The organism is Reinekea sp., from assembly GCF_982785585.1.
In genome coordinates this window covers 23,987-46,020 of the sequence record NZ_CEYAVF010000024.1, presented here as the reverse complement: position 1 = coordinate 46,020, position 22,034 = coordinate 23,987, and the positions used below count along the sequence as shown (strand labels likewise).

18 protein-coding genes are annotated in these 22,034 nt (G+C 53.7%); 7 read left to right on the top strand and 11 right to left on the bottom strand.

All coding sequences use genetic code 11. The features are described 5' to 3' along the window. Positions 1-42: 42 nt before the first annotated feature. Positions 43-2,502 (top strand): glycerol-3-phosphate 1-O-acyltransferase PlsB, encoded by a 2,460-nt coding sequence (gene plsB / locus AC4FIC_RS10645; RefSeq protein ID WP_273285281.1) that lies wholly within the window; start codon positions 43-45, stop codon positions 2,500-2,502. A 32-nt stretch (positions 2,503-2,534) separates the two neighbouring features. On the opposite strand, the gene AC4FIC_RS10640 is transcribed toward plsB, so the two are convergent. From AC4FIC_RS10640 to AC4FIC_RS10620, 5 genes are all read right to left on the bottom strand, one after another. Then, positions 2,535-3,305: a class I SAM-dependent methyltransferase gene (locus AC4FIC_RS10640; RefSeq protein ID WP_476194900.1), complete on the bottom strand. Its 771-nt coding sequence runs from the start codon at positions 3,303-3,305 to the stop codon at positions 2,535-2,537. A 491-nt stretch (positions 3,306-3,796) separates the two neighbouring features. After that, positions 3,797-4,600, bottom strand: coding sequence for an undecaprenyl-diphosphate phosphatase (locus AC4FIC_RS10635; protein WP_100256705.1), 804 nt, complete (start codon positions 4,598-4,600; stop codon positions 3,797-3,799). Positions 4,601-4,751: 151 nt separating this feature from the next. Further along, positions 4,752-5,450, bottom strand: a complete 699-nt coding sequence (gene tsaB / locus AC4FIC_RS10630) for a tRNA (adenosine(37)-N6)-threonylcarbamoyltransferase complex dimerization subunit type 1 TsaB (RefSeq protein ID WP_100256704.1) — start codon at positions 5,448-5,450, stop codon at positions 4,752-4,754. Positions 5,451-5,587: 137 nt separating this feature from the next. Continuing rightward, on the bottom strand, positions 5,588-6,328 hold the full coding sequence (locus AC4FIC_RS10625) for a hypothetical protein (RefSeq protein WP_273285286.1): 741 nt from the start codon (positions 6,326-6,328) through the stop codon (positions 5,588-5,590). 625 nt (positions 6,329-6,953) lie between these two features. Beyond that, positions 6,954-7,562: a hypothetical protein gene (locus AC4FIC_RS10620; protein WP_475843661.1), complete on the bottom strand. Its 609-nt coding sequence runs from the start codon at positions 7,560-7,562 to the stop codon at positions 6,954-6,956. Between the two features lie 361 nt (positions 7,563-7,923). On the opposite strand from AC4FIC_RS10620, the gene AC4FIC_RS10615 reads away from it, so the two are divergent. Next, positions 7,924-8,880, top strand: coding sequence for a class I SAM-dependent methyltransferase (locus AC4FIC_RS10615; protein ID WP_100256701.1), 957 nt, complete (start codon positions 7,924-7,926; stop codon positions 8,878-8,880). A 32-nt stretch (positions 8,881-8,912) separates the two neighbouring features. Here the strand turns inward: AC4FIC_RS10615 and AC4FIC_RS10610 are convergent, their stop codons facing one another. The 5 genes from AC4FIC_RS10610 to AC4FIC_RS10590 form a co-directional block, all read right to left on the bottom strand. Further along, positions 8,913-9,644: a winged helix-turn-helix domain-containing protein gene (locus AC4FIC_RS10610; protein WP_100256700.1), complete on the bottom strand. Its 732-nt coding sequence runs from the start codon at positions 9,642-9,644 to the stop codon at positions 8,913-8,915. A gap of 237 nt (positions 9,645-9,881) precedes the next feature. Then, a complete protein-coding gene (gene upp, locus AC4FIC_RS10605) occupies positions 9,882-10,511 on the bottom strand; it encodes a uracil phosphoribosyltransferase (protein ID WP_100256699.1) in 630 nt (209 codons plus the stop codon). Further along, entirely contained in the window at positions 10,512-14,141 is a 3,630-nt protein-coding gene (locus tag AC4FIC_RS10600) for an ATP-binding protein (protein WP_100256698.1), read from the bottom strand. A 6-nt stretch (positions 14,142-14,147) separates the two neighbouring features. Beyond that, entirely contained in the window at positions 14,148-14,876 is a 729-nt protein-coding gene (locus AC4FIC_RS10595) for a DUF4194 domain-containing protein (RefSeq protein WP_100256697.1), read from the bottom strand. Continuing rightward, positions 14,866-16,386, bottom strand: coding sequence for a Wadjet anti-phage system protein JetA family protein (locus tag AC4FIC_RS10590; protein ID WP_227003776.1), 1,521 nt, complete (start codon positions 16,384-16,386; stop codon positions 14,866-14,868). Before AC4FIC_RS10590 ends, AC4FIC_RS10595 begins: the two co-directional genes overlap by 11 nt. Before the next feature lie 139 nt (positions 16,387-16,525). Between AC4FIC_RS10590 and bcp the strand changes: the two genes are divergently transcribed. The 3 genes from bcp (at position 16,526) to AC4FIC_RS10575 (ending at position 18,769) form a co-directional block, all read left to right on the top strand. After that, positions 16,526-17,002: a thioredoxin-dependent thiol peroxidase gene (gene bcp / locus AC4FIC_RS10585; RefSeq protein WP_100256696.1), complete on the top strand. Its 477-nt coding sequence runs from the start codon at positions 16,526-16,528 to the stop codon at positions 17,000-17,002. A 74-nt stretch (positions 17,003-17,076) separates the two neighbouring features. Beyond that, on the top strand, positions 17,077-17,724 hold the full coding sequence (locus AC4FIC_RS10580; protein ID WP_273285294.1) for a tetratricopeptide repeat protein: 648 nt from the start codon (positions 17,077-17,079) through the stop codon (positions 17,722-17,724). A gap of 79 nt (positions 17,725-17,803) precedes the next feature. Further along, complete coding sequence (locus tag AC4FIC_RS10575; RefSeq protein WP_100256694.1) at positions 17,804-18,769, top strand: asparaginase; 966 nt, start codon at positions 17,804-17,806, stop codon at positions 18,767-18,769. A 10-nt stretch (positions 18,770-18,779) separates the two neighbouring features. Here the strand turns inward: AC4FIC_RS10575 and AC4FIC_RS10570 are convergent, their stop codons facing one another. After that, complete coding sequence (locus AC4FIC_RS10570) at positions 18,780-19,148, bottom strand: SEL1-like repeat protein (protein ID WP_100256693.1); 369 nt, start codon at positions 19,146-19,148, stop codon at positions 18,780-18,782. Between the two features lie 115 nt (positions 19,149-19,263). Between AC4FIC_RS10570 and AC4FIC_RS10565 the strand changes: the two genes are divergently transcribed. Together AC4FIC_RS10565 and AC4FIC_RS10560 are read left to right on the top strand one after the other, a co-directional pair. Continuing rightward, entirely contained in the window at positions 19,264-19,653 is a 390-nt protein-coding gene (locus AC4FIC_RS10565; RefSeq protein WP_100256692.1) for a hypothetical protein, read from the top strand. Next, a complete protein-coding gene (locus AC4FIC_RS10560; protein WP_273285298.1) occupies positions 19,650-22,004 on the top strand; it encodes an ATP-dependent helicase C-terminal domain-containing protein in 2,355 nt (784 codons plus the stop codon). The genes AC4FIC_RS10565 and AC4FIC_RS10560 overlap by 4 nt, the downstream gene beginning before the upstream one ends. The last annotated feature ends 30 nt before the right edge of the window (positions 22,005-22,034 follow it).

Below are 22,034 nucleotides of genomic sequence, written 5' to 3'. Positions count from 1 at the left end.
CGGTTAAAATAGTATTACTTAATTCAGGACATCAGCCTCTCTATGCAATCGTTACGTTCGAGCCTTCGTCGCGTGAGTCAAACAGTCCTGTTTTGGTGGGTCAAGGTGGGCGAAAACCCGCACCATACCGACATCGACTTACTTAAAAGTAATAAACACTGCGTCTTTGTTTTAGAGCATGAGTCAACCTCCGACGCCTTGGTCGCCGATCATAAATTGCGTCAACTGGGCCTGGCCGGACTCTATCCGAAAATTGATATCCCCGAATTGGCCGATGAGCCGTCTTTGCTCACAGTACATCCGCGCGCATCGATGATCCGGCGCAATAAGGCCGGCATAACGCCGAGAATACAGCGTATTCTGGGTTATCTGGCTGAGCACCCGGACGAGGACATCTTGTTGGTCCCGGTGGCACTCTATTGGGGCCGAGCGGCGACGAGCGGCAACAGTTTACTGAGCGCGTTTTTGAGTTCAAACTGGACTGTGTTCGGTCGCTTCAAAAAACTGCTCACCGTCCTGTTTAATGGCCGTGATACCTATGTTGAAATCAATGAGCCGATTTCTTTGCGCCAATTGGTGCTAGCTGACAAAGATCTGGCCGTCACCACCCGTAAAGTTGCCCGCGTCTTGCGCATACATTTTCGGCGTGTACGAACCGCCGTGATCGGGCCCGACTTATCGCACAAGCGCGTGATGATTGACCGACTGCTGCAAACCGAACCGGTCCGCAACGCTATCGCCCAACATGCCAAAGCCAAAAAAATCAGCCTGGAAAAATCGCGTGCTCTGGCCCGTAAACATGCGCTCAATATTGCTGCGAACGTATCGTATGGCACAATACGCATTCTCGAGATCCTGTTAACTAAGCTGTGGAACAAAATTTACAACGGCATCATTCTGCGCGGCATCGAACCGGTTCGAGAACTGGCGAAGGACCATGAAATTGTTTACGTGCCCTGTCATCGCAGCCATATCGACTACCTATTGCTGAGCTATTCACTGCACAACCACGGCCTCAATGTGCCTCATATAGCGGCCGGAGAGAATCTGAACATGCCCATCGTCGGCAACATTTTACGCCGCGGCGGGGCCTTTTTCATCCGTCGCAGCTTTGGTGGGGATAAGCTCTACACGGCGGTTTTCAACGAATACATCCACACCGTCTTTACCCGCGGCTATCCGGTCGAGTACTTTGTCGAAGGTGGCCGCTCGCGCACCGGGCGTATGCGGGCGCCAGCCACCGGAACCCTCGCCATGACCGTGCGCAGTCATCTGCGCGATAACAGTCGACCGGTCGTTTTTATTCCAGTCTACATTGGCTATGAAAAGGTCTTTGAGGGCGGCTCCTACCTGGGTGAACTCAAAGGTAAGGTGAAAAAGAAGGAAAATCTATTTGACCTAGTCAAAACCGTTAAACAGCTGAAAAACTATGGCCATGTGTTTCTGAATTTTGGCGAACCCTTGAAGCTCAATGACCAATTGAATGCCCAACAGCCCGATTGGCAGGACAAAACTTATGGTCCGGATGATCGACCGACCTGGATGTTCAACTTCATTGACCGCCTATCGATCGATGTGGTCACACGTATCAATTCCGCCGCGGCGCTCAATCCAATCAACCTCATTGCCACGGTTTTATTGTCGACACCGCGCCAGGCCATTGAAGATCGGTTGCTGCGGAACCAATTGCAGTTGTTGATATCGCTGCAAAAAGACGCGCCCTATAGCCCCTATGTCACCTACCCCGAGGGTAGCGTCGACGAGTGGATCGGCTATGCGATAAAAATGGGCAAGCTGCGGCTAATACCGCAAAAACTTGGCAACCTGTACGGCTTTGACAGTCAAAATAGCGTATTGATGGCCTACTACCGCAACAACATTCAGCACCTTTTTGCTCTACCTTCTCTGATCGCCGCGCTGGTCGTGCGCGCAAACGGCATTAGCGTTGAGCTTTTGTTGAAGCGCATTGCACTGATTTACCCCTATGTTCGCAGTGAGTTGTTTATTCAAGATGATCGCGACCAAGCGTTGGCAAAAACGGCCGATATCGTTGAACTGTTGCTCAGCTATCACTTAATTTGGCGCGACGATCAGGGAATATTACACAGTCCCGATAAGGCTCAAGATGAAAGCTTGCAACTGCAATATCTGGCAAACATCATGCTGCCAACGCTGGAACGTTATCTACTGACCCTGTCAGTATTAGCGCGCATGGGTTCTGGCCAATGCAGTCAGACGGTACTGGAGAACCAAGCCCAACAGATGGCACAGCGCTCGGCCTTACTCAATGGCCTAGATGCTCCGGAGTTTTTCGATAAGGCGCTGTTCAAGAACTTTATTCAAACCTTGAAAGCGTTGAAGGTTTTAACCTTGAATGAGGATTCCAAGCTGGATTTCGATCATCGCATACAGGATGTAATCGATCAGGCTGGATCGGTGATCCCGGACGACGTTTGGTACAATGTCTATCAGGTCACCAAACGCTCCAGCCCACCGACCTAAAACCTCGCACGCTGACGGGCCCTCAACGGGACCTAGCTGATAGCCTTTTTGGAATAGATGTCAAAGCGACTGCTCTTTCCAATATGGGAGGTAGTGGGAGCTTTGCCGGCCAAATGCGGCGCTTGCTTTGGCCGCTTAACCACTACCCGACACGCCGCTATGTCTAAGGCCGGTTCCAGAAGAGCATCGGCATCGGCATCATCCCCCACCAAGTCGTGAAACAGCACCATCTCTTTTTTAACCTTGGCCGATTTTGAGCGCTCAGGAAACATCGGATCAAGATAGATAACCTCTGGAGCGAATTCGCTCAGACTCGCGCTGCTGTCCAGCAAAGATCCGGATGCTAGGTTAAGTCGATGTTGAATATCATCCAGCTCTGCGTTGAACCCGAGCCTATATAGGCCATCAACCAGAAGGAGATGCACACCTCGATGCCGCTCTAACATGAGCACCTGCGCGCCCAGACTGGCCATTACAAAGGCATCGCGACCCAGTCCCGCAGTCGCATCGAGAATGCGCAGATTTTTCTTCTTGCCCAGACCGACGGCCTTGGCAATCGCTTGACCGGCGCCGCCGCCATACAAGCGCCGATGGGCTGCGGCACCCGACTGAAAGTCAACATACACCGGATGCACCTTTGGCCAACCGGCATCGGCGAGACCCAGCATGCCTTGATCAATAATCAGAAAAGGTTGTTCGATCGGCTTAGTGATTTGACTAACCCAATCCAATGCCGTCGTGTCACGCAGCAGGAGTTGATTTTCATAGTGCTTAGGATTTGGACAGTAGAGTCTCAGCTTCATTTTCCTAGCGTAGTTTGAATATAGTTAACTGCCCCTGCAGCGCAGGTGGCGCTCTAAACGTAGACATCAACACGATATAACCCGGGGTCTTGATTTTGAACGCTAAAGGTATCGGCCGCTTCGACTTGCTGATAACGACTGATAGCATCACTGTTGACCCTGGTCACCGCTTTTGGCAAAACCATTAACTCTTGACTCGCCAGCTGTGACTTTGCCGCCCCTGTTATCGACCCGAAAGCGTCTTTGCGGTTGTCGTTGGCCGGAGCTGAGGTCGTTTGAGGGTCTTTGGCGACGCGCTCAAACTTGGACCGATCCTGGTTTGCCGTGCGCTCGCTACTCTCGCTCGAACCGTTGGTTTTCCGAGCAGAATTTACCGAGCCTGAGGCGCCATGTAAGCCATACGAATTTGGAATCTGCATCAATCAATACCCGATAAAAACAAGTCAATTCGATTCCCGATCAGCTTACCATTTGAAGCGCGCCAGTGCGACCTACCCAAAGTAGACATAAAATAGGACCGCACCCAAGACTAAGCGATAGATCACAAAAGGCAGAAAACCCGATCTCTCTATCCATTTAAGGAACATCACAATGCAGGCAAAAGCGCTGACAAACGAGAGGATGGTACCAAAGAGGATCGCCGACAGATCAAACGCTGATGGGGTTTGAATCAGCTCGACTGATTTCAGCAATCCGGCCGCCAGAATCAAGGGAATCGACAACAGAAAACTGAACTTGGCGGTATCCACCTTGTTAATACCCAGCATAAGGCCAGCGGTCATGGTAATACCCGAACGCGAGGTGCCCGGTATCAACGCCACCGCCTGGGCCAGGCCAACCCAGATAGCATCCTTGAAGGTCAGGTCCGACAGTGCGCGAGTCTCTTTCGCCTTTACATCGGCCCACCAGAGGACCAAACCAAAGACGCTGGTGGTTACCGCTATCACCAAGATACTGCGCAAATGATTTTCGATGAAGCTTTCGGCAAGAAAGCCAACAATGACTGCAGGGATGGTAGCGATGACCACCATCCAACCTAGGTTGGCCGTGCCGCGGTCATGCTCTTGCCGGCCGATGGCTTTCAGGCAGTTGACGACTATTTGAACAATAAGCTGTCGAAAGTAGATAATAACCGCGAGCAGGGATCCGACATGCACGGCGACATCGAAGGCCAAACCCTGATCGGGCCAGCCAAACAGATGAGATGGTAAAATTAGATGAGCCGAACTGGAAATAGGCAAAAATTCCGTTATACCCTGAATGATTGCTAAGACGATCCACTGTGTCATTGTCATGTTGTATTGTGCGCCAAAGATTAAAATTATTAATAGAGCTGCCGATAGTAGAGCGAAAACACCACAGAAACCACCACCGAGGGGCTAAATATTGCCCAGCCCGCAGCCCACACCCGTCGCTGGGTTGGCATCGCGCGGCGCAATGAGTCCTTTAGGTACCGATTTTGGGTTTTTGCGTCCAGGTCACCTGGTTTCTTAGATAGACCGGCTGGGCCAATTCTGCTGCGACCGGCACCAGAAGGGTCTCGGCCACTAGCACCTGAGCCAATTGTGCGCTGGCCAAGGCATGCGGCAGTTTTTGTTCGAGCACCCCTTGCTGCAGGCACTCACTGAGCCGTGCGGGGGTTTCATAGTCAGTTGACCAGCCACTGCCAATAAATACCGTGCCGGCCTCGGGCAACACGTCTATATCGGCCAGAGGAGTGACCCGTTCGGCCATGGTCAGTTCGGGTATGCCCTGAGCGTTGACTCGATAGGCGGCAAAATAGACTTCGGACATGCGCGCGTCCAAGGCAACCCAAATATCTCGATGACCCAATTGCGCCGCGCTCCAAGCCAATGACTGAAGTGTGCTGATCGGTGCTAATGGGCATTGCGCCGCCAGGCCCAGGCCTTGGGCAACACCGGTAGCAATCCGCACTCCCGTAAAGGAACCCGGACCCCGGCCAAAAACAATCAGATCGAGCGCATCGGCACGGATACCGGCCAATTGCAGTAACTTCTCTATTTCGGGCAACAGTATTTTGGCGTGTTCACGCGGTCGCAGCTCATGAAACACAAAATGCTTTGACTCGAGTACCAGGGCAATAGAACAGATGTCTGCAGTGGTATCGATTGACAGTATATTCATTGTTGGCGACTTAACCCAAAAAAATAAGAAGCCCAGTTTACCATAGCGAGCGGCATAAAAAGAAAGCTTTGCGGACAATAAAAAAGCCGCTGAGCGGCTTTTTTATTGCTTAGGGCAAGGGGCTTAACCTTGGAGGTCTAGGCCTTTGCCTTGTTGACCTTTGACTTTGTGACCTTGGCTTTATTCAGGGCCGACACCTTCGCCTTAATCTTCTTCGCCGCAGCGGCAGTCTTAGCCAGCGCCTTTTTCTCGGCCAACTTGAGCTTACGAGCATTGCGTCGGGCGCGGGCAGCCAGCCACTTGCTCTCAAACGCTGCCAAAGCTTTGGCCAAATCGGCTTTCTGCTTGGCAGCCAATGTATCGGCCAGGGCCTTAACGGTGGCATCGGCTTTGGCAGACTTGGCTGTCAGAGCAGCTTCGGTGGCAATTACCTTGAGATCAAACTTTGCCGCACGGACTACTTTCTTGGCATCGGTTAACGCGGCGCGCGCTTTGGCAACGGCGGCACGAGCGGCAATAAGTTGATTCTTAGTGGTGGCCGAGTTACTGGTTTTAGCTTTAATAGCTAGCTGAGCTTTCTTGGCACTGGCTTTGGCCAAAACCACTTCGGCTTTGGCAACCGCAGCAATGGCCTTGTCAGCGGCTTTTTGACTGGCGCTCGCCTGATTATTGGTCGCTACAACCGCCTTGCGAACCGTTGGTGATTTTGTCGCGGCTGTGGCTTTCTTTGGGCTTGCCTTGTTACTGACTGTTTTTGCGGCTTTAGGTTTACGGGCTGTTGCCGGTTTTTTTATTGTGACCTTTTTAACTGAAGTTTGTTCGGCTACTTGCATTTTTGGGTCTGTAACAGATGCGGGTTTTTTCTTGGCGAGTGCCATTGTGGATTCCTCATATTAGGATTAAATAACGATACATTACATTTAAGTAATGTAAGTATGCCGCCTAATGCCATCACTGTGAATCGAAAAATAAACTTTTTTTGTAAAATTTAAAGCTTTTCCATATTTATTTTCATTTTTTGGCTAAATCGGTACTGCAGAAATTATCATATTGATCCATCAAACTATTTATAGACTTAAACCGAGAATATGGCGAATAAATGCATAGGCCTATTTTATCCACCGACTAAGCTAAAATTCATAATCGGTCTAACAGGTTATTCTATCGACTATAGTGAGATGCATGCATTGTCAATAGCGAGTGCGAAAAAAAAATTTACAACCTAAGTATTGGCAGCGTCATGTGTAATGGGGCCTTTATTATGTTCATAAAGATTATTATGAACGGCCGCCGTTAATATCATGGCGGTATCATTTGAACTGAATGAGGTTGGCCCGAACTTAGAAAATAAAATATTTATTGACGTCAATGCAGGCGATCAAAAAGTCAATTTGAATAGCATTTTAGAATACCGGGTTGGGATGTTGTTGCGGCTTGGAAAAATATTCGAATACATTGAATATAATTTAATATTTTTATTGATGCCAAAAAAACATGGTGACCTTAGCGCAACTGCGGGGGCGTATCGAAGCGCCAATCCGTATCGTGCCAATGGGCGGTCACGGTACCGGATTGCCGTTGACGGCTGGCAAGACGGAGCCGAATGATGTCGGACAGTCCATCCAGTGCGGGGGCCCACAGCCAATCTACCGCTTCGTCCAGTTGCCAGGCAAAGCGAAGCGCGTAAGCGGGTTGGCTGTTATTTTGGGGTAGCGGCTGCATAGTGTCAATTTCGATCACTCGAACCATACCAAGGGGTAAGGCCAAACGCACAGACGCGCCCGGCCTGGAAAATATTTGCACCTGCCCTATCAGCACTCGCTCTTGGTTATCGATACGCTTTTGCGCTTTCTGTTCACGGGTAAGCCAGCCTTCTTCGCTCAAAACAGTCAGCAGTGCAAGCCACTGAGCGCTGTCCAGCTGTTCGCTCGGCAGACTTATGGGCAAGCTTGGCAAACTCAGGGTTAACGGATAGTCTTGATAATAGGCGTCCAGCTTGGCCAAAAACAACAGCGTTAGGCGCTGCCTGTCGTGCCCACCGACAAGGTCTGCACTCACCGAACCGGCTAGGCATGACAGTACTAGGTATAGCCATATGGTTTTAACCAACATCGAATTTCCTTTCGCGCAAAGCACCCAGGCACGCCTCAGCCGGACAGACTGTGCTGTTGTGCGACCTATGCGCCAACATAGAGCTCTATTTGGGCTCCAGGACCATTAGCCGGTGTGCAGTTTAAACTGATTTGGACCCTAGGGTTAATCTTAGCAGTTGGCGGGCAAGCGTACCTATCGAACTGAGCCATGCAGACTTGTAATGGCTACAGGCGTTGTGTGACAACCAATAGACCGGCAAGGTGACGTCCTGTTCAACGGACTAAATAGACGAATAAAAGCCCCAATGCCACGCCGAAGCGCTGATTCTCACGCAGGCTTTTGCTACACTGCTGTTTTCCTTTGAAAGTCACCCCTTAGCATGCACCCAACACTCCAACTGTTAGAGCGCCACGACGCAGAATTACATCTCACTCCGGTCCATTGGTTTGATTTGCCCGAACCCACGCAGCTCACAAAACCGACGGATTTGGCTTTCAACCTAAACTGGTCAGTATCGAACGCGGCCACTCTGGCGCAGACCCAATGGCCTTGTGCGCCACTCAATATCTTGTTTTATCCAAAGGCTAAGGAACGTCTCGATTGGTGGCTAAACGTCATCTTCTCCACCCTCCAGTCGGGTCAACGACTCTGGGTAGTCGGTGAGAACGTTGGCGGCATCAAGAGTCTGCCTAAACGCTTGGAGGGTGTCTTTAGTTGTGTCAAGGTCGATTCGGCGCGTCATTGTGTCCTCTTTGAAGTTATCCTAAGCGAGAGTTTTCAGGGTCATGAAGGCTGGACGTCCTATCAACAGGGCGACCATACCATTCATTCGCTACCGGGGGTGTTCAGCGCCAAGCGCTTGGATAAGGGTACCGAGGTTCTGCTGTCGATCCTACCGGAACTCAAAGGAGCGGTACTGGAGTTTGGCGGCGGCGCGGGCGTGTTAACGTGCATGCTGGCCGAACAACCTAAGGTAACCTCGGTGACGGCCGTTGAAATCGACCTTTTGGCCGTCCGATCAAGCCTGAAAACCATTGCGGCGAACCAACTTGCCGATCGGGCGACGACGCTCTGGTCTGCTGGCACGGAAGCATTGCCTGAGCAAAAGTTTGACTTCATCGTCACCAATCCACCCTTCCATCAGGGTATTAAGACCGCCTACGGTCCGACCCAAGGCTTCTTTGCTCAAGCCAGCAACTGGCTGAAACCGCGCGGTCGTTTAATTTGGGTGGCCAATGAATTTTTAAATTATCAGGGTGAACTCGGCAAGACCTTTCATTCGGTCAAGGTGTTGGCCCATGAAAAGGGCTATAAGGTTTATCAGGCTAACAAATAGACTCGAGCAACGACCCTCGCGCCGGCTGGGGTCTATTGTTTAACGTCACCGACAAACAAATAACCCTTAGAGCGCACTGTCTTAATACGCCGGGGCCGGATTGGGTCATCCCCTACTTTCGGCCGGATTCGGGATACGCGCACATCAACCGACCGGTCTTGACCGTCGTACTCGATGCCGCGTAGCTTATTGAAGATGGCTTCACGGGTTAACACCTCACCAGCATGGCTGGCCAATAACCAAAGCAGATCAAATTCGGCACTGGTTAGTTCAATCGGCTGGCGATCAAGCCAAGCTTCGCGCATGCCATTATCGATGACCAGATTGCCGAACTCCAAGCGTTCACTATCCTGATTGGCCATGATGGGGCGGACATAATCACTGCGGCGCATAATGGCCTGACAACGGGCGAGGATAAGTCGATGGGCGGTTGTGCGCGCTATGTAATCGTCAGCGCCCATATCCAAGCCCAACACCTGGTCGAGTTCGTCGGTGCGATGACTGAGCAATATGATTGCGCCGGTGTAGTCTTTTCGGCTGAGCTTGCAGATCGTTAAACCTGACTCACCCCGCAGGTCGACTTCGATAAGCACGAGGTCCGGTTTTTCATCGCGAATCCGGCTGATCGCGGAGGCGGAATCGGTTTCCAATTCGACCTCCAGCTCATTGCTGTTTAAATAATCGCGCAAGCGACGGGCGTAGTCCATGTCATCATCTACGATTAGGATGCGTTTTTTCTTGCTTGCGTCTACTCTGTATCCCACCTGAGAAACCTGCCTTAAGCTCAATGACTAACGATTAGCTCGGCTGGACCCAAGCAACAGCGAGCCCAACTCTATTAACTTAGACGTTTTTGTGCAGAATGCGAGATTTATGTGAACAGATGTTAATAATTGTGAGTAACGGCGCGGATCAAGTCTGATAGCCCTGCTCCGCGCCAACAATTTGTCGGCACTGGGCGCAGAAAGGACTCGCTTTGGTTAAAATGACAAAATTTGCGCTTAACGGGTTCCGAACAGCTTGTCGCCCGCATCGCCAAGCCCCGGAACTATGTAGCCCAGTTCGTTGAGATGACTGTCCATTGCGGCAATATATATATCGACATCCGGATGCGCGGCTTGGATCGCATTGGCGCCTTCAGGGGCGCCAATTAAGCATAGGCCCATGATTTTTTTGCAGCCCTTTTGCTTTAACAAATCGATGGTGGCAATAAATGAGCCGCCAGTCGCCAACATGGGATCAACGATCAGGGCCGTGCGTTCGGCGATATCCTCGACGACCTTGTCGAAGTAATAAACCGGTTGTAGGCTGGTTTCATCACGATACAACCCGACCACACTGACCCGGGCCGACGGGATTAATTGCAGCACCCCATCCATCATGCCCAAACCGGCGCGCAGGATCGGCACCACGGTAATTTTCTTCCCGGCTATGCGTTCGACGCTTAGCGTGCTGCCGTCCCATGCGGTTATCTCAACCTGATCGGTGGATAAGGTTCGAGTGGCTTCATAGGTCAATAAATTGCCGACTTCAGAGGCCAATTCGCGAAACTGCTTAGTAGAAATCCCTTGCTCGCGCAGAATGCCCACCTTGTGCGCTAGCAGCGGATGTTTAATCTCAATAATGGCCATCTATAGTCCCTCCAAAAAATCGAGTTCGGCCTGTTTGCGAATCACTTTACGATGATTGGCCCACAGCTCTTGAATTTTTTCTTGATTACAATGCTGGCGGTCGACCAATACCTTGGTCTGCAATTCACCCCGCATCTGCCCATTTAATAACGGTACCTTTGAAAACACAAATTGGTTCGAAATCATGTCCATAAAGGGACCAGACTTACTAGTCGGCATAATAAATAATAGCTGCAAACCCAGGCTCTCGGTTAAGTAACGGATCACTTCTTTGGACCGTGCCTCGTCCATCTTAGAGAAGGCCTCATCGACCAAAACCATGCGCAAATGGCTGTCGCCTTCATTAAAACGGAAGGCCGAGGTGATCGCCGCTGAGCGAATAATATAGGCCGGGGTCTCCAATTGGCCGCCCGATCCGGTGCCATATTGGCTCAGGGCGATCGGCTGTTTGCCTTCGGGTTGCTTGTAGATTTCATAGCTACGATAGTTGCGATAGTCGGAGATCCGTTCCAGCTCTCGCAGGGCCCGATGCTCGTCGTTGTCGAGCAACATGCTCATCAGTTGGTCGCGGATCTTGAGCGACCGTTCGCTGAGCTGGGTATCAAACAGGGTCTTACCTTCGCCCAAGGACGGGCTCTTATAGACCTCGTCAAAGAAGTGCCAATACTCCCGAAACTCGGCAACCCACTCATAACCGAACCAATATTTTTCTCGATCAGCGCCGAAGCGATGATGCTCGAGCTCTTTGTTCAGGTCAGTGAGGACTTTTTTGCCCTCATTGATCGCCTGATAGATCGAATGACATAGATTGGTGACGAAGGCGCTGTTAAAACTTTCCCGCAGCAACGCCAGTTGATCAACCTTCTCGACCAGAACATTGTTTTTGACTCGGTTGTGCACCAGATCCGCATCGCGCTGCAACTGCACCATGCCGCGAAAGAATTCGACGTTATGCAGAATACTGTAGTTGAGGTTAACGACAATGGCATCTTGCGGCTGACAGTCCTGATTGTGCTCTTTAAGAAGCAATTCAAACTCGTGAGCCTTTGCATTTAAGGCACTTTCCAGTGCCATGCGGTTATTTTCTTCACGTTCGGCGTCAGCATCCTGTGCGGCAAGATCGGCCTCCTGCAAGCGGGTGTCGACCGCAAAGGCGGGCCAGACATCGACTATGTCGCGCAAATACTGCTCTTTTTCTTCTGCCCGAACCTGAGTCTTTTCTTGCTGATTGCTGAGCAGTTCGCAATGCTTGGTGAGCGCCAGAATGCGCTCCTGCAATTGGCCCTTTTCTTCGGCGCCACGACGCACCCGTGCCTCCAGTTCGCTGAGCTGTTCGGCGACGCTGCGGTATTCCGTTTCGATGCCCTGTACGTCGCGCAAGTCGAGCGCAGCCAACGCCTGTTCGGCGCTGCGCAGTTCGCGCTGGGTTGCCAACATGTCACGCATCAACTGGCCATGCTGCAAATGGCGTAACTGATTGACCCAGCCATAGAGATTTTTAGCTTCGAGCACCAGCGCCTGCAAGTCATTGGCCTGTTTGGCCAAGTCATTTAACTCGCGTTTCTTCGCCGCCGATGCCTTTTCACGGGCACCTTGACCGAATACTAGATCGCCCTCGGCCATATCGCACCGATACATGGCGTAGGCACCACTGCCCAGGCCATTGGCGGTGACACCACGGCGGGTGCGGCGCAGCTGCTCGGCATCGGCGCACTGCTCGACCATGGCATAGCTGGCGGTGATATAGGCCTGGGCAATGGCATGATCGAAGTGCATTAGGTGGATCACCGAATTGGCCGGCGCCTTGACACGGGCCGCATCTTCGCGGGCCTTGCTGCCCTGGATAACCCGGGCACGACTGTCGCGTGCCAGTCCTCGCACGATACCAATCGCCTCGGCTTCGTATTCCGGTGCCACCAAAATGGCGAAACGAGCTCCGCCCAAATAGCCTTCGAGGGACGACTGCCACTGCTCATCGAGCACCTCGACATGGTCACAGAGCACGCGTGGGTCGGCTTCGGGACACTCTCGTCGGATGGCCTCGAGTGCATTACGGACCTGGGCCGGATAATTGACCTGAGCGCTCGCCAGGCTGTCGATATCCTGTTGTTTGCGACTGAGGTTCTGACGCACCTGAAGCAGTTTCTGTTCGCGCCGGTCGACCAAGCGCTGCAACTGATCGCGCAAGGAGATGCGGTCGACCTGAGCACTTTCATCAAACCAGAGTTGGCGCCATTCGTTCAATTCGGCCTGCTGCACTAGGGCCTGGTCAAGATGTTGTTCCAACGGACTAATATCGATCCAGTCCTGATTGAGCAGACTGCGGAAATCGACACCGAGCGACTTCTGCCCGACCACCGCCTTAGCCTTGGCCGCGAGACGTTTATCGCCTAAGGCCGGAATATCCAGCGCCAGCGCACGGCTCAATAGGCTCTTATGAATTTCAAAACTGGCCGCCAGACTCTGCTCCAAACTATCATTTTGCACCAGTAGGGGCTCAGCTTGTTTTTGCAGTTGCGCGGTACTCTGTTCGATGCGCCGATCGAAGCGATCCTTATCCTGCAGCGCGTCGATGCCGCGCCGTTGAGCTTCCAACGACACCAGCTGCTCATGGGTCTGGGAGCGGCGTTCGCTGGTGATGTCCAGATCGGTATCGAGTTGATCGAGTTCATTACGGATCCGCTGTTGATCGGCCTTGGTGCTTAGGTAGCGTTTTTGATCAACGAGGAAGCGCGCCTTGGCCGCGACATAGTCGGTTACGTTGTAGTCGATCCAGTGCGTGATATAGGCATCCGATTGCAGTCGTGATTCCTGCAAGCGATCGATCATATTTTTCAGCCGATTGGCTTCCGTCTCCATACCATTGATGGTTTTCATCAGGTCGGAGACGGTGCGAATGGCTTCGCCTAAATCGCGTTTTTCAAGAATTTCTTGGGCCACAAAACCGTCGATACTCTTCACCGGCTTATAGGCCATAAACCGCGAGAAGGCACGGGCCGCGTTCATCGCTTCGCGTTCACTGATAGCATCTTTACGGCCGCGCAAAGCGGCATAGAGCCGACGCAGATACTGTTTTTTGGTGTCGTATTTTTCCACTGGGTCGATGCCACGACCGTTCAGATGGGCGACCAGGCGCTCCAACGGTATCACCTGTTGGCGACCGTCCTGCTCCTGCATAAAATCGGCCTTGGTCAACTCGGCGTCCTGAATAATCATATAGATCATATCGGACTGACGCGCGATGGCCGTAGCGCCGGTTCGGTCGATATAGGCGGTGACGCCGATGATCGCGGTAAAGGGCTCGGCGGTTTCGCCCTGGGTCGGGTGAAACACCGCCGCCAGATAGCCAACCGTGGCTTCAGTACGCGCGAAGGCGCCATCGTCGCAACCCAATACATAGGAAGCCAAGGTGCGCACCTGCTTGCCCCGGCCGCGTTGACTGGCCTCATCCTGACCCGGGTTGTAATGAAACAGGGTATCGTGGGCCGCGGTCATAATGGTTTGCAGGGCGTCGGCGGCCGTCGTTTTACCGGAGCCATTGCCACCGGAGAATAGGTTGACCGGCCCGAAGTTGAAGTCCAGGGCTGGTATATTGCCCCAATTTACAAAGACGAAATTCTTTAAATGCATGCTGGCTTATTCCTGCTCGAGAACGCCGGGGCCATCGGCCGCTGAGTTTGGGTGGGTATCCGTCCGTTCAGAGTCTGAACCGGCCTCATCGTCGATCTCATCGGGCAATAGCTCGCTACCGCTGAGGATCGCCGATAAGACCTCATCGGAGACATAGCTGATAATCATCGGCCGAATCCGGATCCACAGGTCGCCGGATTCTTCGGTCAATTCCTGATTCAGCTGGATCAGTCGCAACTGTTTCAGGCGGCCAAACAGATGGCGCCGTTCAGTTAGTTTTTCCGGCAAGGTGCGCTTTAACAAATTGCGCAGCGCGATCACGATATTTTCGATCGAGACAAAAACACAGCCCTGCTCGTCCAACTGGCCTTCGCGTAAGGCACGGTCATAAAGGCTGCGCAAAATCAGCACGGTGGCGACTTCGGCCTGTGACAACTTAACCCGCATGCCATTGTTAAACGGCCGCTCCTCGTCGGCGAGACCGGGAACTTCCGCTCCTGGTGGAAACAGACGAACAAAATTAAAGCGGCTATCGTGCTGGACACGGACCCCGATAAGCGCCAGATATTCTTCCACCGGTTCGGCGATGCGCACAAATCGGTCGTACAGCAGCTGCTCGGTTTGGCTCTCGTCGCGACATAGCACGCCGTAATCGAGCAAGCGAATTAACAACTCGCTGTATTCGTTACGCGTGATGCCCGCCTGGTCGAGGTGTCGGTCTAATTCATGATGCATGGTTTTTACCCTGTTCCGGCGCCGTGAGCGTCTCACGTATGCGGATTTCAAACTGATCCTGTTGGTGAAAGTAAGCGCTCGCAACCGGTTCGCTGCCGCTATACTCAACGCTAAACTGCAGTTCGTCAGTCAGCGAATTGGCGCTGCCGACTTCGATGGCGTGTGCCAATGAGAGCAATTCCCCGGCACTGTCCACCGGCAAATCGCTGGTCTTAACGGCCTCACCCGCCAATAGGTGTCGCGCCAAAAAGCGTCTCACCTGAGTATCGTTAATTAAGAAGGCCTGATCGAGCCATTGCTGCACTACCAGCTCACGATGTGCGTCGCGGTCAAACTCTTCATCGCGATCTTCGGCGACATCGAGCTGGAAGGTCCGTTTGCTGCGGCGACTGTGCAAATACAGATGCACGGGGTCGACCAGGCCAACCCGCGGCACCGCCATCAGGTCACCCGCTAGGACCAGCAAGCGATCCTGTTCTGCGCGCGGCTGCGCGACCAGTTGCTGACACACCTTGGCCATATCGTTGTGTGACGAACTGGCCAGATAGCTCATCTGTCGGATAATGATGTCGGCCCGCTTGGTAAAGCCCTGCAAAGCCTTGCGCAAAGCTGGCAGCATAATGTCGCTGGCGGCCTGCAAACGTGACTCGATACTGTCGAGCAGGGTCCATAAGACACTCTGTCCCTCGTGCACCATTTCCGGCAACAGCTCGCGCAGGCGGCGCTCCACCTGTTGTTTAAAGTTGCGATCCTGATGGCGGATTTGAACAATTTTCTGGGAGATTTCATCACGGTATTTTTCGACATTGTCGGCCGAGAGGCGAATCGCCAAATCGGGCTGAAAGCGTTTTTCCATAAAGTCAAAAAAGTCGATGGTTGCCTGGTGCACCATGACCTGACTTTCCATCTGTTGCACCAAGGAGCGCTTGCGCTCGTCGAGCTCGGCAATTACATCGGTGAAATCGCTGATAATCCGCTCGGAATATTCCCACGCATCGAGCAGATCGTAGGCTTCGCCGGTTTCCATAAAAGAATTTATGGCATTGCGCACGTTGCGGGTATTGCGATGTCGGGTGCGGATACTGGCGCTACCGCTGGCGACAAAAGGCTCGGTAAAGGTTCGACCGTAGCGGCTGAAGTTAAAGCTGCTCTGCAACGACGCTTCGTCGACCTGCTTCTCGATCCAACCGTAGTCAATGAGCTGGTTCAGGACCCAATTGGCCTGCTCCCTATTGGTTCGAAAGCGGGTATCAGGCTCATCATCGTCGGCCGCCAGTATCGGCGCGCGCACCAGGGCCGCGCTGAAGGTGTCGATAACATCCTCGCGTGACAAAGCATGGCCATAATCGGCACTGGAACTGGTATAGAGACGACGATAGAGTTCTCGCAAACACTCGATTACCTGCTCACGATACTTACTCGTCAGTGGCCGGAAGAACTGGGCTCGGTATTGGTCAAAAAACATAAGAAAATCAGCCGGTTGGCGCGCCAAAAATAAGCGCTCTAGCATACCGGAAATTCATCCGCTGCACAGCCATGGGCGCTGCACAGCGGGCAAAACAATAGTTGAACGCGCCCACCGAGCCGGGTAGGCTAGAAAATTGCCTTGAATAAGTCCTATTCCCAGGCCAACAGCGGAGAAACATCCCATGAACGCCCTGACCCTACCCCCGACTGGCAGCCCTGCGCCAACCTTTAGCGCCCTAAACCAGCACGGCGAATCCGTCGCACTACAAGATCTTCTTGGCAAACGGGTGGTGCTGTATTTTTATCCCAAGGCCATGACGCCCGGCTGTACGACCCAAGCCTGCGGCATTCGTGACGCCCAGGCCGAGTTCGCGCAGCGCAATACCGTGGTGTTCGGCATCAGCCCGGATGCCCCGGCTCGCCTGGTAAAGTTTATCGCCAATCAGTCGCTTAATTTTGATCTGCTCAGCGATGAGGATCATCAAATCGCCGAACAATACGGCGTTTGGGCGCTGAAAAAATTTATGGGCAAGGAATATGTTGGCATCCACCGACTGACCTTTATCATCGATGAGACAGGCACGCTGGTACACACCATGGCCAAGGTTCAGACCAAGAGCCACCATGACGATGTGTTGGCCGTGCTCGACGCCCTCTAACGGTGGGGCCTGGCAGCAATCCAAGTCGCGCTGGCGTACGTAAAGCCCTAGCAACCTCTATGAGAATTTAGCCTGTGCGCCAATCCCTGTACCTGCTCGTTACTGCCCTCCTAGTCAGCACCCATGTGCTGGCCTGGGATGATAACCGGATCGATACCCTATGGCGTACCAATGCCCCGGCCGAGTTGGGTCAAACACTCGACACGGATGGCTTCGGTCGCCTATACGCGCACTATCGACTGGGACAACTGGCACTGGAACGAGGGGATAAGAAGGCCGCCAAGGCCTCGCTCTATCTGGTTTTAGATGAGCTCAAAGACAACTATCAGGATAATGATCAGGCCGCCTTGTACGCCGCGAGCTTAGGCTTGTCGATCGGTCTAAAGCCCTGGCAAGCGGTGTTTATCGCGGGTCGGGCCGAGGATGCTATGACTGCTAGTGAAGCCATGGACACAGATCATGCGCCCACGGCCATGGTGCGTGGCATCGGTCTGTTCAACACGCCCGCGTTGATGGGCGGAGATAAGGAGGCGGCCTTGGGCCATTTCAACCGGGCCCTAGCACTCTATGATGGCAATGAAGCTTGGGGTTTAGAGGACGCTTGGCTATGGCAAATCAAGGCGTTAATGGCGCTCGACCGTCGGGCCGAGGCCGAAGTCAGTGCCCGAGCGCTGCTCGAGCGGTACCCAGATTTCATTTCGGCTACCGAGGTTTTGAACTAGCCATTGGTCTGAATCACTTGTATAGGCCTTGGGTAAGCCCTTACTATCGCCCTTTCGACACGGCAAGGCAGTAACACAGATGGCGCATTTTTTAATCATTAATACCGGTGGCACCATCGGTATGGTGCACGGTGACCGTGGCCTGGAACCCCGAGCCGGTGAAATTGAGGCGGCTTTGTCCGGCCAGCCGGCCTTGCGCGATTGGCAACAGCATCAGCTCTCTTGGCACCATTGGGACCCCTTGCTCGATTCCTCTGATCTGCAACCGACTCACTGGTATGACCTGGCGGCCACCATCCGTGCCCATGCTCATCTAGCGGGCGTATTAATTGTGCACGGCACCGACACCCTGGCCTATACCGCCTCTGCCCTGAGCTATCTACTCACCGATCTGAGCTTACCCGTGGTGATCACCGGCTCAATGTTGCCGATATCGGCGCCCGATACCGATGCCATCGCCAACCTACAATTGTCGCTGTCGGCACTGCTGGCTGCTAAACCTGAGGTTGTCGTGGCTCTAGCCGGACAGCTGCTGCCCGGCTCACGCGTTACCAAAATCAGTACCGAACTTGACAACAGCTTTGCGGCACCCGGTTGGCACGAACAACGTTGGGCCCTGCCCGCCAACTCTCAGCCCATGCGGATCCAAAAAAACTGGCGCCCAGCCGCAATTGGCGTGCTAACCCTGTACCCTGGCATTCCCATGGACGGTCTAATGAGCATGGTCGACCGTTTCTATCGAGCGATTGTGATTAACGCCTTCGGTAATGGCAACGCCGCCAAAGATCGGGCCCTGCAACGCATTTTGAGTAAGGCGCTGGAAAAAGGCATTCCGGTCTTTGTGCGCAGCCAATGCCTGAACGGTGCCGTCGACTTCCGGCTTTACGCCGCCGGCGCCGTTTTTGATGAAAACGGTGCCGTGGCCTGCGGTGCCATGCCGTTTGAGGCGGTGATCACCAAATTACAGATCCTCTGCTCCGAATTTGATCGCAGCGAGCAAGTCATCGCGGGTTTTAACCAACAGTTCGCGCGCGAATGGCAATAGCCGCCGCCCGCTAGACCTCGGTGAGCGGCAGGTCTAATGCCAACGGATGCCCGGCCTGCTTGGCTAGGTCAAGGTAGGTCTGAGCGCGCTGACTGTCTTGACTGAAGCCCACGAGCTTGCCCTCCTGGTAGAGCCGATGCAGTTGCCAGCACACTTTCGGACGCTCAACCGATACACAGCGCAGCAGGTACTGGGCCCCGGCACTGCGGCTGGGCTGATCGGCACCCTTGAACAACAACAGAAAGCCATACAGCTCCTGGGCATCGCCATCGCCTCGATCCGCCAAGCGGGCAAAACCTTTCATTAGATAGCCGTGAAGTTTTTTCGACCAGGTTAGCCAGCGCTGATGGAAGGCCCACTGCAGAATCCGAAACAACATGCTTTTATTTCCCATGGGTTAGACTTGAAAGCGCAATTTCACCATACTAACGACTTAACCTACAACCGGCAAAACACGCAACCGGCCGCGCACATCACATCATCGAGAGCACACTATGACCATTGGCACCTGGGACCCCGACGCAGACCAAGCGCATATCAGTCCCGAGCAACTGAAAGCCGCACTGGCTTACACAGATCCAGAGACCTTCCCAGCACAGGCGCCTGCCGAACTGATGCCGATTCAGGCCCTAATGAAAAGCCCACGCAGCGTATGGCAACCCTTGCTGGCAGCGCTGTCGAGCTCCGACTTGGGCGAGCTGTGTCGCTTCTTTACGCTGGCCGAAGCGCGTTGGGCCGACTGGTTTGGCGGTGACAAAAATCCCGTTATCTGGATCTATAAGGATTTAAAGGCCCGCGGCGACATGCCCGATAAGGCATTGGCGTTGTGGATCAAGGCCCATAGCGAAAATCGCTTCCTGCCCCATGGCAACCTGCTTGGATGAATGATGTTTTACCGGTCGAGGCCATTCGACAGAAGGTAATCCAGGCCTGGCATCAGGGCGGTTGCATTGTCAGCGCGCCACCGGGCAGCGGCAAGACCACCCGAATTCCCCTCTGGTTGCTCGAGCAATCCGAGCGGCCCATCTATTTGCTAATCCCAAAGCGCATCGCCGTCAAACTGGCGGCTGAACAGCTGGCCCGCAACCTCGGTGAGACGGTCGGCCAACGCGTCGGGTATCGCCTGCGTAATGATAGCAAGACCGGTGCCGCTACCCGAATCATCGTTACCACCTATGGCAGCTTTCTGCGGCTGTTGCTCAATGAACCCGACCAAATGGCACAGTCGACCATTATTCTCGATGAATTTCATGAGCGCTCGGTGGACCAAGATTTGGTCTATGCACTGGTCAATCAATACCACGATGGCCTAGACGACTCAGTCCGCAGAGTGATCATGTCGGCGACCTTAGATATAGCAAGGGTAGCCGAGCAACTCAGTCTGCCGGTCATCGAATCGCAGGGCTTCAGCCACCCGGTGCAGGTCGACTACCAAAAAACCGATGTTAAGCGTAGCGATCAGGTCGCCCAACTGATCCACCGCAACTGGTTGGCTAACGCCGATCACGTGCTAGTGTTTTGTCCGGGTATGGGCGAAATTCGCGCTATTGAACGCAACCTACCGGCCAGTTGTCCGATTGTGATTTTGCACGGCAAGCTGTCCCAGGCTCCCGACCTCGCGGCGCTGAACGACGCGCCGCCGAGCATAATTCTGGCCACCAACATTGCCGAAAGTAGCATTACCTTGGCCCGGGTCCACTCGGTCATCGACCTAGGGCAAGAACGTTACGTGAGCCTGCACCCGGTGACCGGTTTGGCCGAGTTGAAAACGCGGCGCATCAGCCAAGCCAGCGCCAAACAACGCACTGGGCGGGCCGGCCGGCTTGGGCCGGGTCACAGCCTGCGGCTCTGGAGTCGAGATCAGCAGGCCGAACTGATTGCGCACCAACCGGCCGAGCTAAGCTACGCCGACCTAACCGAAACCTATCTGCAATGTGCATTCTGGGGTGCCGACCGGGCCGACTTGGACTGGTTGGAACAGCCGCCAACCGGTCGCTGGCGAGCGGCCCATAACAGATTAGTGGCGTGGGGCGCGATCGACCCCAATGGTCAGATTCGCGCCCATGGCAAGCTGATGGTCAACGTGGGCCTGGAGCCCTGGCTAGGCCATTTCTTAATTACCGCCCAAAGCTTCGACTGCCTGAGCGCAGCGATCTATCTGGCCGCTCATCTGTCGAGCCAGGAAGCGCTGCAGTACGACCCCTTTTCCCAGCGTTCGGCGCGAAGTTTTAAGCCAGCGGTGATCGCAGAAGCCCAAAAACTGGCGCAACGCTTTAATCAACCCCATGTACTGCAGTTCGAGCCGATCACCGAACCGGCCCTGATTCAGGCCCTGGCCGACCGCCTGGTCTATCAACTCCAAAGCGAGCGCGCAATCCTGATTAGCGGCACCGAAGTGCGCAGCAAGGCACACTTTAAGGTCGGCCAATGGTGGTTGCTGTTGGACGGCATCCGCTCCGGGCGGCAAATTCTAGCCAGCGCCTGGTTGGCCGTGTCGACCGAGGCTGCATTAGCCCAGCGACCCATTAAAGAACGCACCGAATTCGACCCAAGCTTGGCGCCCAAACCCTTTCGAAAAATCCGTGCCGTCGGCCAGATACGCCTATCGAGCCAGCCATGCACCCCCAGTCGTGAAGAGAAAATCAGTGCTTGGGTGGCCTATATCGAAACCCACGGTGAGCAGGCCTTTACTTGGTCGAAGGCCTCGGCCCTGCTGCGGCAACGCTGGTTACTGCTGTCCGGAAACCAAGCCAGTTGGTTGAGCTGGCCAAAGCAAGATCAATGGCTTGACCTCAGCCTGCCCTTTCTGAACGGACTGGGGCAGTTACACGAGCTCTCTATGGTGGCCGTGCTCAATCAATATATGGGCTATGCCAATCAACAGACATTAAATCGTTTATGCCCAGACCATTGGTGCGCCCCCAGTGGCCGCAGTGTGCCGCTGACCTATGACCCGGTACACGGTCAGATCCAGGCCCAGCTTAAATTACAGGAAGCCTTTGGCCTTGCCACAGCGCCCACGATCCCGGCCGGGGTCCCCATTCGCCTAGCGCTCACGGCGCCCAATGGCCGACCGGTCGCCGTGGTCACCGATTGGTCACACTTTTGGCTCAACATTTACCCGCAGATACGCAAGGAATTACGCGGTCGCTATGCCAAACACCCGTGGCCAGATGACCCCCTGACCTTTAAAGCTACGGCAAAAACCGCTCGACAAATTCGCAACCCGAGCTAAATCGTTTTAAGATGGCTTTTTTAGTAAGTA

Excerpts from the sequence above, each read along its gene's own strand:
- plsB (WP_273285281.1), top strand. The coding sequence starts at position 43 with ATGCAATCGTTACGTTCGAGCCTTCGTCGCGTGAGTCAAACAGTCCTG.
- AC4FIC_RS10640 (WP_476194900.1), bottom strand. The coding sequence starts at position 3,305 with ATGAAGCTGAGACTCTACTGTCCAAATCCTAAGCACTATGAAAATCAA.
- AC4FIC_RS10635 (WP_100256705.1), bottom strand. The coding sequence starts at position 4,600 with ATGACAATGACACAGTGGATCGTCTTAGCAATCATTCAGGGTATAACG.
- tsaB (WP_100256704.1), bottom strand. The coding sequence starts at position 5,450 with ATGAATATACTGTCAATCGATACCACTGCAGACATCTGTTCTATTGCC.
- AC4FIC_RS10625 (WP_273285286.1), bottom strand. The coding sequence starts at position 6,328 with ATGGCACTCGCCAAGAAAAAACCCGCATCTGTTACAGACCCAAAAATG.
- AC4FIC_RS10620 (WP_475843661.1), bottom strand. The coding sequence starts at position 7,562 with ATGTTGGTTAAAACCATATGGCTATACCTAGTACTGTCATGCCTAGCC.
- AC4FIC_RS10615 (WP_100256701.1), top strand. The coding sequence starts at position 7,924 with ATGCACCCAACACTCCAACTGTTAGAGCGCCACGACGCAGAATTACAT.
- upp (WP_100256699.1), bottom strand. The coding sequence starts at position 10,511 with ATGGCCATTATTGAGATTAAACATCCGCTGCTAGCGCACAAGGTGGGC.
- AC4FIC_RS10600 (WP_100256698.1), bottom strand. The coding sequence starts at position 14,141 with ATGCATTTAAAGAATTTCGTCTTTGTAAATTGGGGCAATATACCAGCC.
- AC4FIC_RS10595 (WP_100256697.1), bottom strand. The coding sequence starts at position 14,876 with ATGCATCATGAATTAGACCGACACCTCGACCAGGCGGGCATCACGCGT.
- AC4FIC_RS10590 (WP_227003776.1), bottom strand. The coding sequence starts at position 16,386 with ATGCTAGAGCGCTTATTTTTGGCGCGCCAACCGGCTGATTTTCTTATG.
- bcp (WP_100256696.1), top strand. The coding sequence starts at position 16,526 with ATGAACGCCCTGACCCTACCCCCGACTGGCAGCCCTGCGCCAACCTTT.
- AC4FIC_RS10575 (WP_100256694.1), top strand. The coding sequence starts at position 17,804 with ATGGCGCATTTTTTAATCATTAATACCGGTGGCACCATCGGTATGGTG.
- AC4FIC_RS10570 (WP_100256693.1), bottom strand. The coding sequence starts at position 19,148 with ATGTTGTTTCGGATTCTGCAGTGGGCCTTCCATCAGCGCTGGCTAACC.
- AC4FIC_RS10565 (WP_100256692.1), top strand. The coding sequence starts at position 19,264 with ATGACCATTGGCACCTGGGACCCCGACGCAGACCAAGCGCATATCAGT.
- AC4FIC_RS10560 (WP_273285298.1), top strand. The coding sequence starts at position 19,650 with ATGAATGATGTTTTACCGGTCGAGGCCATTCGACAGAAGGTAATCCAG.